The following is a 13,082-nucleotide window of genomic DNA, read 5'->3' as shown; positions in this document are numbered from 1 at the left end:
GGCCACCGGTCGTGGATCTTTCGTGCTCACCGGCCGACCTCCGTCGGCCGGCCGAGCCTCGGCCGCGCAACCCGGCGTCCGCGACGCAAGGCTGTCGCACATGACGACGACTCCCCACCTGACCTCCGGCATCCTGCTCGACCTCGACGGCACGCTGGTGGACTCGGTCCACCAGCACGTGGTCGCCTGGCACGAAGCCTTCCACGCGGCGGGCTACACGGTTCCGCAGTGGCGCATCCACGCCGGTATCGGCATGGGCAGCGACCGCATCGTGCCGTGGTTGCTCGGTCGCCACGTCGACGATGCCGACGCACTCGCCGACGACCACACCCGCCGCTTCCTCGACACCGTCGACACGCTCGAGCCCACCGAGGGTGCGCGCGACCTGCTCGACGACCTCGATCGTCGCGGCGTGTCCTACATCATCTCGACCTCGGCCAGCACGACCGAGCGCGAGGCGCTGTTCGAGGTGCTCGGCCGCGACGACCTGCCCTACACCGACGCCGACGCGGTCGACAGCTCCAAGCCGGCCCCCGACCTGCTGCTGTCCTCCTGCGTGCAGGCCGGCATCGACCCGGCCCGGGCCATCATGGTCGGAGACGCGCCCTGGGACGCACTGGCGGCGTTGCGCGCCGGCATGAGCGCCGTGGCCGTGCGTTGCGGCGGGTTCGGTGACGACGCCCTGACCGGCGCGGGGGCCCAGCGCGTGGTGGACGCTCCGCGGCAGCTCGTCGGCCAGCTGTAGCCTCCGCCGCCGAGCCCCTGTCCGCACGCCGCGCGAAGGACCTCGTTCGTGGCTGACATCCTCGCCCCTGCCGACGACTGGCCGGTCGACACCGCCGGCGTCGGCGTCACCGACGCCGAGGCCACCCTCGAGCTCCGTGGCGCCGTCGACACGGTGCTGCCCTTCGCCTCGGTGACCAAACCGCTGGCCGCCTATGCCGTGTTGGTCGCCGTGCAGGACGGGGTGGTCCACCTCGACGAACCGGCCGGCCCCGAGGGCGCGACCGTGCGGCACCTGCTGGCCCACGCCGCCGGGCTGTCCTTCGACGGCACCGGACCGACCGGCGCCCCAGGGAGGCGCCGCATGTACTCCAACGTCGGGTACGACCTGCTCGGCGACCTGGTGGCCGAACGGGTCGGGACCCCGTTCGCCGAGCACCTCGCCCACGAGGTGCTCGATCCCCTGGGCATGCACGACACCGTGCTCGACGGGTCGCCGGCCAAGGACGGGCGGGGCACCGTGGTCGACCTGCTCGCGTTCTGCCGTGAGCTGCTCGCGCCGACCCTGCTCGACAGCGAACTGGCCCGCGAGGCGACCACGGTCGCGTTCCCCGGTCTCGACGGCGTCCTGCCCGGTCACGGCCGCCAGCAGCCCAACGACTGGGGGCTCGGCTTCGAGATCAAGGACGGCAAGCAGCCGCACTGGACCGGGGCGCAGCTCTCCGCGGCCTCGTTCGGTCACTTCGGTCAGAGTGGATCGTTCGTGATCGTCGACCCCGAGGCGGGCGTCGGGCTGGCGTCGCTGGCCGACCGCCCCTTCGGTGACTGGTGTCGCGAGGCCTGGCCGACGGTGCAGGACGCCGCCGTCGCGGCGTACGGCCGGTGAAGGTGCTGATCGCCGGCTGCGGCGACCTCGGTACGGAGACGGCGCTGCGCCTGCAGCGCGCCGGCCACCAGGTCGTCGGGCTGCGCCGCGATCCGTCGGTGCTGCCGCCACAGGTGACCGGTCTGGCCGGGGACCTCGGGGCCAGCCTGCCACCCCTGCCCGCCGACGTCGACGCGGTGGTGTTCGCCGCCGCACCGGACGAACGGTCCGCCGACGCCTACCGGCGGGTCTACGCCGACGGGCTCACGCGGGTCCTCGACGGTCTCGTGGACGCGGGCGCGACCCCGCGCCGAGTGCTGTTCGTCTCCAGCACGGCCGTGTACGGCGTGACCGACGGCGGTTGGGTCGACGAGACGACGCCGACCGAGCCGGCCTCCGACACCGGCCGCGTGCTGGTCGAGACCGAACGCCGTCTGCTGACGGGGCCCTTCCCGGGGACCACGTTCCGCCTCGCCGGGATCTACGGTCCGGGGCGCACCCGGCTCGTCGACCAGGTCCGGGAGGGCCGGGCCAGCGTCCCCGAGCCGCCGGTGCACGCCAACCGCATCCACCGCGACGACGCCGCTGCCGCGATCGTGCACCTGCTCACCGGCACGGCGCCGCTCGGCGAGGTCTACCTCGGCGTCGATCACGCCCCCGTCGACCGCGGTGAGGTGGTGCGCTGGCTGGCCGAGCGGCTCGGGGTGCCCGCGCCGGAGCCGGGGCCCGATCGACGCTCGCGCGGCGGGGACAAGCGCTGCCGCAACGACCGCCTGCTCGGGACGGGGTTCGCCTTCACCTACCCCACCTACCGCGAGGGCTACGCGGCCGTCCTCGCCGGCCAGGGCACCCGCCACCCCTGACCTCCGACCACGCGCGGCGCCGTGGCCCGCGCCACCGCCGGTGCCCCCGCGCGCGATCACGCCGTTCCCGCCGCGCACACCGTTGCCCTCGCGCGCGGCCGCCCGGCTCCCCCGGCGTGTCTGCCGCCCTCCGTGGAGTCGTGGAAGAACCCACCCCATCCACCACTCCACGGGTGCACACGACACCACCAGCCTCCCCGGACGCGTGGAGTCGGGGAAGAACGCATCCCATCCACGACTCCACGGATGCGTGCCGGGCGCCACGAGGTGCCGGCCGCCCACGAGGTGCCGGCCCAAGGGATCGTCCACAGGCCGAAGGTGACGCCCCTGACCGTGACCGCATCGTCCGGCGATGCTGCGGACATGTGGAACGACTTCTTCGCACACTGCCGGGCGGCGGGCGGACCGGTGCACGTGCACGCCGCGGCGGCCACGACTGCGGTCCCCGTTGCGCGCCTACGCGCCCGCGCGCATCGCGAGAACTGGTGGTTCCCCTTCCGCGACGTGGTGGCACCTCCCGGGACGCCTGTTCGACCCGAGACCTGGGCGCTGGCGGCCGTCGCACGGGCCCGCGGACCTCGACCGGACGCTCCGCACCCGGCAGCGCTGACGAGGTGGTCGGCGGTGGCCGCCTACGGCGTCGGCAAGGCCTGGCCCACGGCCGTCGAGGTGACGATACGTGCCGACCGGCGACTCGCCGACGGCCCACGCATGGCCCCCTTGCGGCCCGGGCGCCGTTCGACGTCCGCGAACGCCAGGTCGGTGGCATCGGACTCCCCGTCGTGCTGCCCACGCGGCTCGTGCGCGATCTCGCCCCGGTCACGACGGTGCCGCGCCTCACCATCCTCGTCATCGACCTGGTACAGCAACGCCACCTCCGCCTCGACGATCTCGCCCGCCTGCTCGACGAGCATCCGCGCTTCCCCGGCCGGCCGAGGATCGCCGCGGTGCTCGACCGCCTCGAGGCGACCGGTCGGGTCGACGCGGGCAGCGAACTGGCGATGCGGGACCGGCTCACCGCCGCCGGGGTGCCGCTCGACCCGGGACAGGTCCGGGTGGTCTGCCGCGACGGCGTGCCGCTCCACTTCGACCTCGGCATCGCGCGGATCGGGTTCCTCGTCGAACTCCAGTCGATGCGTGCCCACGCCACCCGCGAGCAGTTGCGTGGGGACGTCCGCCGCGCCAACCAACTGGCGCGGCTTCCCGACGGCTGGCGGGTCGTGCAGGCCAGCATCGAGGACCTCGACGACGGGTGGCCGGACTTCCTCGCCCTGGTCCGCGAGGTCGTGACCGAGCAGTCGCAGCGGTGGCTGGGTCGCCCGTGGCCGTGATGCGCGCGGGTGACGTGGTGGCGGAGCAGACGTCAGCGGTGCGCGGGGTCGGGCGCGATCTCCCCGGTCTGGACCTTCCACAGCGCGGCATAGCGGCCGTCGGCGGCCACCAGCTCGTCGTGCGTGCCCGCCTCGACGACACGCCCGGCGTCCAGGACGTGGATGCGGTCGGCGTGCCGGATGGTCGACAGCCGGTGCGCGATCACGATGGTGGTGCGGTCGCGCGCGACCCGGGCCAGCGAGCGCTGGATCGCGGCCTCCGTCTCGTTGTCGACCGCTGACGTGGCCTCGTCGAGCACCAGCACCGGCGGGTCGCGCAGGATCGCCCGGGCGATCGACAGGCGCTGGCGCTGCCCACCCGACAGCTTCTGCCCGCGTTCGCCGACCACCGTGTCGTAGCCGTCGGGCAGGGCCTCGACGAAGTCGGCCGCCTCGGCCAGCGCGGCGGCCGCGCGGACCTGCTCGTCGGACGCGTCGGGGCGTCCGTAGACGAGGTTCTCCCGCACCGTGCCGTGGAACAGGAACACGTCCTGGCTGACCAGTCCGATCGCCGCCCGGAGGTCGTCGAGCCGCAGCTCGCGGAGGTCGTGCCCGTCGAGGCGCACGGCCCCGCCGGTCGGGTCGTACAGCCGCAGCAGCAGCTTGACGACGGTCGACTTCCCGGCGCCCGTCGCACCAACGATGGCGTGGGTCTGGCCGGCGGGGATGCGCAGGTCGATGCCGTGCAGCACGTCACCGCCGGTGGCGTAGGCGAAGCGCACGTGCTCGAAGGCGACCTCACCGGCGACCTGCGGCAGTGGACGGTTCCCGCCCTCGATGGCCCGTGGCGTCGCCAACAGGTCGAGCACCCGGTGCGTCGAGGCCATCGCCCGCTGGTACTGGTCGAGCACCTGACCCAGCTGCGTGAGCGGCCACAGCAGCCGCTGCACCATGAACACCATCAACGTGTAGACCCCGACCGCCAGCCGACCGTCGAGGGTCATCAGCCCGCCGAAGATCAGGATGGCGGTGAAGCCGGCGAGGATCGGCATCCGGATCAGCGGCACGAACGCCGAGGAGAGCCAGATCGCCCGGCGGTTGGCCTGGCGGTAGTCCTCCGACTCCGCCGTGACCCGGCCCAGTTCCCGACGTTCGGCACCGAAGGCCTTGATGGTCGCGATGCCCCCGAGCGCGTTGGCCAGCGACCCGCTCAGGATGCCGACCCGGGCACGGATGTCGGCATAGCGGGGTTCGAGCAGGCGCTGGAACCGGATCGAGCCCCACACGATCAGCGGGACCGGCAGGACGGCGAGGACGCCGATGCCCGGCGCGTACCACAGGTAGGTGCCGCCGATCACCACGACCGACGTGGCGATGTGGATGATCAGCATCAGCCCCTGGTCGAGGAAGCGCTCGAGCTGGTTGACGTCGTCGTTGAGCACGGCCAGCAAGCCGCCGGTGCTGCGGTCCTCGAAGGCGGCCAGGTCGAGCGACTGCACGTGTTCGTAGGCGTCGACGCGCAGCTCGTGCTCGACCGTCTGGGCCAGGTTCCGCCACAGGACCTCGGCCCAATAGTCGGTCGCCGACTCCAGCACCCAGACCGCGACGGTGAGCACGCCGAGCACGACCAGTTCGTCCCGTTGCGAGGTGAGACCGAACACCCGCCCGATCAGCGACTCCCCCTCGCCGGCGGCCACGACGTCGACGGCCATCGCGATCAGGTACGGCGGCGCGATGTCGAACAGGGTGTTGAGCACGGAGGCGAAGGTCGCCAGCAGCGCCTGCCGCCGGCGGTGGCGGGCGTAGCGCCACAGCCGGAGCAACGGCGCGGAGCCGCGTTCGGGCACAGCGGGGGCGGATGCGGGCACGGGCGGCTACCGGAGGGCACGACGACGGGGCAGGTTCGGCAGCGTAGGGCAACCTCACCTCGACTCCGGACCGGCCGGTCCGGCGTCGACGGTCGATGGCCCGCCGGCGCGCGGCGTCCGCGACCGGTGACGGCGGCACCCGACCTCCGTGAGGCGGTGCGTCGACGCCGGTCGGTCGGCAGCGGGCCGGTGCCCGACCGACGGCGGTGGGCACTTGCAGCGACCGGTGTCCCTGGCACGGTGGGCATCGAGACCACGCGACCGAAAGAGCCACCACATGGCCGATGACCGCAAGCACCTGCCGCAGGACTCGAGCCAGGGGACGCAGGACTTCCAGCTCGTGCAGGTCCTCCACGAGTCCCGCAACATGGCCGCCGCGAACGGTGCCTTCGAGGACGACGGCGACTCCGCCTGGCGTGAGCTCGGCGGCCGCATCGATCGCATCCTCGACCGGCTCGGGGTCGACGGCGGCGAACCCGCGACGCGTCCCGCGGCCGGCATGGACCGGCTCGAGCGATCCAGCTTCCCGGTCGAGCTGGACACCACCGACCGCGCCGTCGCCTCGTTGCGGGCCCTCGGTGACCGCACCGACCGCGACCAGCTGGAGCTGGCCAACCGCGCGATCCGCGACCTCGAGGACGTCCTGCGCTGAGACGCGCCTTCCGAGCCGAGCGATCAGCCGCCGAAGAGTGCCTCGACCCGCGGGAGGATCGCCCGCAGCGCCGCACCGCGGTGGCTGATCGTGTTCTTCTCCTCCGGCGACAGCTCCGCGTTGGTGCGGCCGTCACCGGCGGGGTCGCTGACGAAGTGCGGGTCGTAGCCGAAGCCGTTGGCCCCGCGCGCTTCCTCGACGACACGTCCCTCCATCGTGCCCCGCACGACGTGTTCCGTCCCGTCGGGCGTGACCAGCGCGACGGCGGCCACGAACCGGGCGGTCCGCTCCCGCGGTGGCACGTCGGCCAGCGCCGCGACCAGCTTGGCGTTGTTGGCCGCGTCGTCGCCGTGGACGCCGGCGTAGCGGGCCGAGTGCACCCCCGGAGCACCGCCGAGCGCGTCGACCTCCAGGCCCGAGTCGTCGGCGATGGCGGGTGCACCCGTCGCCGCGGCGCAGGCCCGCGCCTTGAGCAGGGCGTTCGCCTCGAAGGTGTCGCCGTCCTCGGGCGGCGAGGGCACCCCGAGGTCGGTCATCGGCACCACCGCGACGTCGAGGTGAGCGAGCAACGCCTGCAGTTCAGCGAGCTTCTTGGCGTTGCCGGTCGCGACCACGAGGCGTCGGGTCACGCCGCGCCCCCTTCGAGCGCGGCCAGCTGCCGGGCGAACAACTGCTCGCAGCCGGCCAACGCCAGGTCGAGCATGCGATCGAGTTGCGCCCGGTCGAACGGCGCCCCCTCCGCCGTGCCCTGCACCTCGACGAGCCGGCCGTCGGCGGTCGCGACGACGTTCATGTCGACCTCCGCGCGCACGTCCTCGACGTAGGGCAGGTCGAGGACCGGCTGCCCGTCGACGATCCCGACCGACACGGCCGCGACCTGCCCGGCGAGGTGACGCTCCCAGCCACGGGCCCGCAGTGCCTGCGCGAGCGCGACCCAGCCGCCGGTGATGGCGGCGGTGCGGGTCCCGCCGTCGGCCTCGAGCACGTCACAGTCCACCGTCACGGTCACGTCCGGCAGCCGGTCGAGCGCCACGACGCTGCGCAGGCTGCGCCCGATCAGGCGCTCGATCTCCTTCGAACGGCCGCCGGGGCCGGTCCGCTCGCGCCGCGAGCGGTCGGTCGTCGCGCCCGGCAACATCGCGTACTCGGCGGTGACCCAGCCGCGCCGCTCCCGGAAGCGGGGCGCACCGTCCTCGACCGACGCCGCACACAGCACCGAGGTCCCACCGATCTCGATGGCGGCCGATCCGGCCGGGTTGCGCTGGACGCCGACCCGCAGGTCGACGGGGCGCAACTGGTCGGCGGCGCGACCGTCGGGACGGGTGGCAGCGGACACGTCGGGCTCCTGGCTCGGGGGTCGACACGCTAGTGCGTTCCCGCGACACCCCGGCCGGCCCGGGTCAACGGTCACAGCACCCAGGAGCGCAGGTCGACGGCCGCGCCGAGGGGCCCGTCGAAGACCTCCGCGGCCTCGGCGACCGACCGTACGGGGTCCAGGGAACCGGCCACGTGGGTCAGCACGAGCCGGGCGACGCCGGCCGCACGGGCCACCTCACCGGCACCTCGGGCCGTCAGGTGCAGGTCGGGCGGGAAGTCGGCCGCGTCCCCCTGCCAGGTGGCCTCGCACAGCAACAGGTCGGCGCCCCTGGCGAAGTCGACCAGCCCCGGACCGCCGGCGGAGTCCGAGGAGTACACCAGGCGTCGCCCGTCGTGCTCGACCGCGACGGCCAGCGTCGGCACCGAGTGGACGCTGTCGGCGAAGGTCAGCCGCATCGGTCCGACGTCGCGCACGTCACCACTGCGCACCTCCGTGACGTCGAACACCTGGGCCAGTCCCGCGTGCCCGTCGGAGAGGAGCCCGGCGATGGTGTCGACGACCTCGGGGGCGGCGTGCAGCGGCACACGCGCCGGCCGGGGTTCGGCGTGGCGCAGCGCGTGGTATATGCCGACGAGGTCGATGCAGTGGTCGGGATGCCGGTGCGTGACGACGATCGCGTCGAGCTCCTCGACCCGACACAGCCGCTGCAGGTTGGCGGTCGAGCCGTTGCCGCAGTCGACCAGCACCCGGGTGCCGTCGGCCTCAACGAGGTAGCCGGAGCAGACCCGACCCGGGCCGGTGTGCGACCCGGCACAGCCGAGCACCGTCAACTCCACGCCGCCTCCCTCCGTCGGATCGCTCGCCAGCCTACGCGGACCACGCGACACGGGCCCCGCCGCGACGCCGGTGCCCGTCGTCGTGCGCCGGCCGGGCTCAGGCCCACAGGGTGCCGGAGATGCGGGTGGCGATCTCCCGGACGTCGCCGGGCGCGTAGGCGCCCGTGGAGAGGTACTTCCAGCCGCCGTCGGGCGAGAGGGCGACGACCGTCGAGCCCGCCGGCAGCCGCTTGCACACCCGGACCGCCACGGCCAGCGAGGCACCGGTGGACACCCCGGCGAAGATGCCCTCCACCTCGGCGAGCTCGCGGGTGTACTGCAGCGCCTTGAGGGAGTCGACCTTGATGCGGCTGTCGAGCACCGACTGGTCGAGGACCTCGGGCACGTAGCCCTCGTCGAGGTTGCGCAGACCGTAGACGAGGTCGCCGTACTCGGGCTCGGCCGCGAACACCTTGATGTCGGGGTCGTGGCGCTTGAGCCGCCTCCCGACGCCGGTCACCGTGCCGCCGGTGCCGAGTCCGGCCACGAACGCGGTGACCTCGGGCAGGTCGGCCAGGATCTCCGGGGCGGTCGTCTCGTAGTGCGCCAGGGCGTTGGCCGGGTTGCCGTACTGGAACGGCATGAACAGCGCGGGGTCGGCGGCGGCGAGCTCGCGGGCCAACCGCACCGAGCCGTTCGATCCCTCGCTCGCGGGCGAGAACACCAGCTCGACGCCGAACATGGTCAGCAGCTGTCGGCGCTCCTCCGAGGTGTTCTCCGGCATCACACACGTCAGCGGATAGCCCTTGACCTTGCAGACGGCCGCCAGCGCGATACCGGTGTTGCCGGAGGTCGGCTCGAGCACCCGCTGACCCGGCACCAGCTCACCGGCACGCTCGGCCTGCTCGATCAGGTACTTGGCGACCCGGTCCTTGACCGATCCGGTCGGGTTGTGGCCCTCGAGCTTGAGGTAGATGCGGTAGCCGTCGGGCGACAGACGCGGCAGTCCGACCAGCGGCGTGTTGCCGATGGCCTGCGAGACGTCGTCGAAGCGCATGCGGCAACCCAGGGGAGTCGGCCGCGATCGCCGGGTGCGTCAGCGAGCGCCGCCAGCGACCGCCGGCATGATGGCGATCTCGGTGTCGTCCTCGACGGGGGTGTCGAGACCCTCGACGTAGCGGATGTCCTCGTCGTCGACGTAGACGTTGATGAAGCCGCGCACGTCCTCGCCGTCGAACAGCTGCTCCTGCAGGCCGGGGTGCGAGCCGGTCAGGTCGTGGAACACCTCACGGACCGTCCCGCCCTCGGCCTCGACCTTGGCCTGGTTGTCGGTGTGCTTGCGCAGCACGGTGGGGATGCGGACGACAGGCATGGGAGCGGCTACCTCACGGTCGGGAGGAACGGGTGCGGTGTTGGCGACCGCGGTCACCGGGCGCGAGGCGCCTCGGACCGGGGTTCGAGGGGGCCGCAGCCTAGCCGTCCAGCACGACGGGACCGGCCCCGCAGGGGACAACGCGGCGAACCCGGTCGACCTTCCCGTTCCGTCCCTCAGGACGACAGCCGGGCCGTGAGCGCACGCCAGCGCTGCCAGGTGTCGGTCCACAGCAGGTAGTCACCGGTCTGGTGCAGGTGCCCCTGCGCATCGGTGAAGGCCTCGGCCCGCCGTTCCGAGGGCAGGTCGTAGCGCGACTCGTACTCGTCGAGGCGCTCCCGGGCCTCCGCCGCCGCCTGGTCGAGTGTCACCACCCGCACGTGGCCACCGGTCAGCAAACCCCCGGGCGCCGCTCGATCGGTCATCATCCCCACCTCCGCGTGACGAGGCGGGCAGTATGGCGCGACCGGAGGGCGAAAGCGTGGAGGTGGCACCGTTCCGGCCGGCCGACGGTGACGACGGGTCGGGCGCGGTCACCGTCGCCGGGCCGCTGCGGCGCCGACCGCGACGCCCCACCGGTGCGGTACCCGTACGGTCGTGAGCGCACCCGAGTCCAGCGACCCGACCGTCACCGGCATCCTGCCGGTGGTGGCCGACCTGCCGGCCGACGCCCCACCGGAGGCCCACGCCGAGGCCGCCGGACTCGTCTACGTCTCCGACGACGAACCCGGGATCCGCCGGGTCAAGCGGGGTCGCGGGTTCTCCTACGTCCGCGACGACGGGACCGTGCTCGAGGGCGAGGGGCGCGAACGTTGCCAGGCGCTGGCGATCCCGCCGGCCTGGACCGACGTGTGGATCTGCGAGGACGAACGCGGCCACCTGCAGGCCACCGGCGTGGACGACGCCGGCCGCAAGCAGCACCGCTACCACCCCCGCTGGCGGGCCGTGCGCGACGCGACCAAGTTCCACCGCATGCAGGCCTTCTCCGAGGCGTTGCCCCGCATCCGCGCCGCGGTCGATCGCGACCTGCGCAAACGCCGCCTGTGCCGGGAGCGGGTACTGGCGCTGGTCGTGGCCTTGCTCGACGAGACCCTGATCCGCATCGGCAGCCGGGAACCGGACGACGAGGGCGGCGCGATCGGGTTGACCACCCTGGCGTGTGACCACGTCGACGTCCACGGCGACCGGGTCCACTTCACCTTTCCGGGCAAGTCCGGGCAGGAACAGGACCTCGAGGTCCGTCACCCCCGTCTCGCGCGGCAGTTGCTGCGTTGCGAGGAGATCCCCGGACAGCGGCTGTTCGCCTGGCAGGACGCCGACGAGTGGCGGCACGTCGACTCGGGCGAGGTCAACGACTACCTGCGGGAGATCGCCGGCGACGAGTTGACCGCCAAGGACTTCCGCACGTGGGGCGGCACCGTCGTGGCCGCCGACACCCTGCGCCGGCTCGGTGCCCCGGCCGACGAGCGGGAGGCCGACGCCAACGTGCTCGCCGCCGTCGACGCGGCAGCCGAACGGCTCGGCAACACCCGGGCCGTGTGCCGGGCCAGCTACCTCGACCCGCGGGTGCCCAAGGCCTACCGCTTCGGGCACTTCGACGCCGCCTGGGACGACGACCCCGACGAGGTCGACGGGCTCTCCCCCGCCGAGCGGGCCGTGCAGCGACTGGTCGACCTCGAACTGCCGCCGTCGCAGGACCTGGCGTCCACCGACGACTAGGCCGCCGCTGCACCCGGCCCCCACCCGGTAGGTTGACGTCCACGTCAACACGCCGGCCGTCGACACGGCGGACCGACCGTCGCGACGTCGCCGCCCGTCCGACGTCCGTCCCGCCCGAGGCCCGCCCCATGTCCGCCGCCATGCCCAACGCCAGCTACTCGATCACCCTGCGCCTGCGCATGAGCGCCGACGACCCGAGCGCGATCGGCCGCACGACCACCGCGATCGGTGAGGCCGCCGGCGCGGTGACCGCGCTCGACTTCGTCGAGACCCAGCGCGATGTCGTGGTGATCGACGTGACGGTCAACGCCGGCGACGCCGCCCACGCCGAGGGCATCACGGACGCCGTCGACGCACTCGACGGCGTCGAGGTCCACCGGGTGTCCGACCGGACCTTCCTGCTGCACCTGCGTGGCAAGCTCGAGGTGCGCTCGCGGGTGCCCCTGGCCACCCGTGACGACCTGTCGATGGCCTACACGCCGGGGGTGGCGCGGGTCTGTCGCGCCATCGCCGACACGCCCGACGACGCCCGGCGGCTGACGATCAAGGGCAACACCGTCGCGATCGTGACCGACGGCAGCGCCGTGCTCGGGCTCGGCGACATCGGTCCCGCCGCGGCGTTGCCGGTCATGGAGGGCAAGGCCGCGCTGTTCAAGCGGTTCGCCGGCATCGACGCCTGGCCGGTGTGCCTCGACACCAAGGACCCCGACCAGATCGTGCGCACGGTCGAGGCGATCGCCCCGGTGTACGGCGGCATCAACCTCGAGGACATCTCCGCCCCCCGGTGCTTCGAGATCGAGGACCGGCTGCGGGCGTCGTTGGACATCCCGGTGTTCCACGACGACCAGCACGGCACCGCCATCGTCGTCATGGCGGCGTTGATCAACGCGCTGCGCCTGGTCGACAAGCGCCTCGACGACGTCACCGTGGCGCTGTCGGGAGCCGGTGCCGCCGGCATGGCGATCGCGCGACTGCTGCTGCGCGAGGGCGTGGGCGAGCTGCTGGTCGCGGACGCCGACGGCATCATCGGCGGGGACAGTCACCCGTGTGTCCACGAGAGCCACGTGTGGCTGCGTGAGCGCACCAACCACGAGCGGCGCTCGGGCACGATCACCGACGCGATCGCCGGCGCCGACGTCTTCATCGGGGTCAGCGCCCCGAACCTGCTGCGTCCCGAGGACCTGCGCACCATGCGCCCCGACCCGGTCGTGTTCGCCCTGGCCAACCCCGACCCGGAGATCGACCCCGTCGGTGCGCGTCAGCACGCCGCCGTGGTCGCCACCGGCCGCAGCGACCAGCCCAACCAGATCAACAACGTGCTCGCGTTCCCCGGCATCTTCCGGGGCGCGCTCGACGCCCGCGCCCGCTACATCACCGAGGACATGAAGGCGGCGGCGGCCCGCGCCCTGGCCGAGGTCGTCACCGAGGACGAACTGCACCCCTCGCACATCATCCCGAGCGTGTTCAGCGACCGGGTCGTGCCGGTGGTCGCCGACGCGGTCCGTCGCCAGGCCGAGGCCGAGGCGGAAGCGAACCGCTCGCTGACCGCCGAGGTCACCGAGTAGGCCGACCCGGAC

Annotated in this window: 14 protein-coding genes; 7 read left to right on the top strand and 7 right to left on the bottom strand. The window is 73.3% G+C overall.

Translation table 11 applies throughout. The features are described 5' to 3' along the window. Positions 1–100 precede the first annotated feature (100 nt). The 4 genes from ELR47_RS05520 to ELR47_RS05505 all read left to right on the top strand — a co-directional run bounded on the left by ELR47_RS05520 (position 101) and on the right by ELR47_RS05505 (position 3,782). Positions 101–745 (top strand): HAD family hydrolase, encoded by a 645-nt coding sequence (locus tag ELR47_RS05520; protein ID WP_165403862.1) that lies wholly within the window; start codon positions 101–103, stop codon positions 743–745. A 48-nt stretch (positions 746–793) separates the two neighbouring features. Beyond that, on the top strand, positions 794–1,609 hold the full coding sequence (locus ELR47_RS05515; RefSeq protein WP_130648984.1) for a serine hydrolase domain-containing protein: 816 nt from the start codon (positions 794–796) through the stop codon (positions 1,607–1,609). Further along, positions 1,606–2,451, top strand: a complete 846-nt coding sequence (locus ELR47_RS05510; RefSeq protein ID WP_130648983.1) for an SDR family oxidoreductase — start codon at positions 1,606–1,608, stop codon at positions 2,449–2,451. Before ELR47_RS05515 ends, ELR47_RS05510 begins: the two co-directional genes overlap by 4 nt. A 782-nt stretch (positions 2,452–3,233) precedes the next feature. Further along, entirely contained in the window at positions 3,234–3,782 is a 549-nt protein-coding gene (locus ELR47_RS05505; protein ID WP_130648982.1) for a hypothetical protein, read from the top strand. A 32-nt stretch (positions 3,783–3,814) separates the two neighbouring features. Here the strand turns inward: ELR47_RS05505 and ELR47_RS05500 are convergent, their stop codons facing one another. Continuing rightward, positions 3,815–5,629 carry an ABC transporter ATP-binding protein gene (locus ELR47_RS05500; RefSeq protein WP_205745463.1) on the bottom strand — a complete coding sequence of 605 codons (1,815 nt, stop codon included), beginning with the start codon at positions 5,627–5,629 and terminating at the stop codon, positions 3,815–3,817. Between the two features lie 277 nt (positions 5,630–5,906). Here ELR47_RS05500 and ELR47_RS05495 point away from each other — a divergent pair, with 277 nt between their 5' ends. After that, positions 5,907–6,281, top strand: coding sequence for a hypothetical protein (locus ELR47_RS05495; protein ID WP_130648981.1), 375 nt, complete (start codon positions 5,907–5,909; stop codon positions 6,279–6,281). Between the two features lie 23 nt (positions 6,282–6,304). Here ELR47_RS05495 and rdgB read toward each other — a convergent pair whose 3' ends face one another. The 6 genes from rdgB to ELR47_RS05465 form a co-directional block, all read right to left on the bottom strand. Beyond that, on the bottom strand, positions 6,305–6,910 hold the full coding sequence (rdgB, locus tag ELR47_RS05490) for an RdgB/HAM1 family non-canonical purine NTP pyrophosphatase (RefSeq protein WP_130648980.1): 606 nt from the start codon (positions 6,908–6,910) through the stop codon (positions 6,305–6,307). Further along, positions 6,907–7,617, bottom strand: coding sequence for a ribonuclease PH (gene rph, locus ELR47_RS05485; protein WP_130648979.1), 711 nt, complete (start codon positions 7,615–7,617; stop codon positions 6,907–6,909). The genes rdgB and rph overlap by 4 nt, the downstream gene beginning before the upstream one ends. 71 nt (positions 7,618–7,688) lie before the next feature. Beyond that, a complete protein-coding gene (locus ELR47_RS05480; RefSeq protein WP_165403861.1) occupies positions 7,689–8,435 on the bottom strand; it encodes an MBL fold metallo-hydrolase in 747 nt (248 codons plus the stop codon). Between the two features lie 97 nt (positions 8,436–8,532). Beyond that, on the bottom strand, positions 8,533–9,471 hold the full coding sequence (locus ELR47_RS05475) for a PLP-dependent cysteine synthase family protein (RefSeq protein WP_130648977.1): 939 nt from the start codon (positions 9,469–9,471) through the stop codon (positions 8,533–8,535). Between the two features lie 39 nt (positions 9,472–9,510). Continuing rightward, complete coding sequence (locus ELR47_RS05470) at positions 9,511–9,786, bottom strand: MoaD/ThiS family protein (protein ID WP_130648976.1); 276 nt, start codon at positions 9,784–9,786, stop codon at positions 9,511–9,513. A gap of 176 nt (positions 9,787–9,962) precedes the next feature. After that, positions 9,963–10,211 carry a hypothetical protein gene (locus tag ELR47_RS05465; RefSeq protein WP_130648975.1) on the bottom strand — a complete coding sequence of 83 codons (249 nt, stop codon included), beginning with the start codon at positions 10,209–10,211 and terminating at the stop codon, positions 9,963–9,965. Between the two features lie 172 nt (positions 10,212–10,383). Between ELR47_RS05465 and ELR47_RS05460 the strand changes: the two genes are divergently transcribed. Both ELR47_RS05460 and ELR47_RS05455 read left to right on the top strand, forming a co-directional pair. After that, on the top strand, positions 10,384–11,505 hold the full coding sequence (locus ELR47_RS05460; protein WP_130648974.1) for a DNA topoisomerase IB: 1,122 nt from the start codon (positions 10,384–10,386) through the stop codon (positions 11,503–11,505). A 128-nt stretch (positions 11,506–11,633) separates the two neighbouring features. After that, on the top strand, positions 11,634–13,070 hold the full coding sequence (locus tag ELR47_RS05455; RefSeq protein WP_130648973.1) for an NAD-dependent malic enzyme: 1,437 nt from the start codon (positions 11,634–11,636) through the stop codon (positions 13,068–13,070). The last annotated feature ends 12 nt before the right edge of the window (positions 13,071–13,082 follow it).

Source organism: Egicoccus halophilus (assembly GCF_004300825.1).
GTDB lineage: Bacteria > Actinomycetota > Nitriliruptoria > Nitriliruptorales > Nitriliruptoraceae > Egicoccus > Egicoccus halophilus.
This window is presented reverse-complemented; position numbering and strand designations above follow the sequence as displayed.

What these genes read in the sequence shown, in the direction of transcription:
- ELR47_RS05520 (WP_165403862.1), top strand. Translation starts at nt 101, where the DNA reads ATGACGACGACTCCCCACCTGACCTCCGGCATCCTGCTCGACCTCGAC.
- ELR47_RS05495 (WP_130648981.1), top strand. Translation starts at nt 5,907, where the DNA reads ATGGCCGATGACCGCAAGCACCTGCCGCAGGACTCGAGCCAGGGGACG.
- ELR47_RS05475 (WP_130648977.1), bottom strand. Translation starts at nt 9,471, where the DNA reads ATGCGCTTCGACGACGTCTCGCAGGCCATCGGCAACACGCCGCTGGTC.
- ELR47_RS05470 (WP_130648976.1), bottom strand. Translation starts at nt 9,786, where the DNA reads ATGCCTGTCGTCCGCATCCCCACCGTGCTGCGCAAGCACACCGACAAC.
- ELR47_RS05465 (WP_130648975.1), bottom strand. Translation starts at nt 10,211, where the DNA reads ATGACCGATCGAGCGGCGCCCGGGGGTTTGCTGACCGGTGGCCACGTG.
- ELR47_RS05455 (WP_130648973.1), top strand. Translation starts at nt 11,634, where the DNA reads ATGTCCGCCGCCATGCCCAACGCCAGCTACTCGATCACCCTGCGCCTG.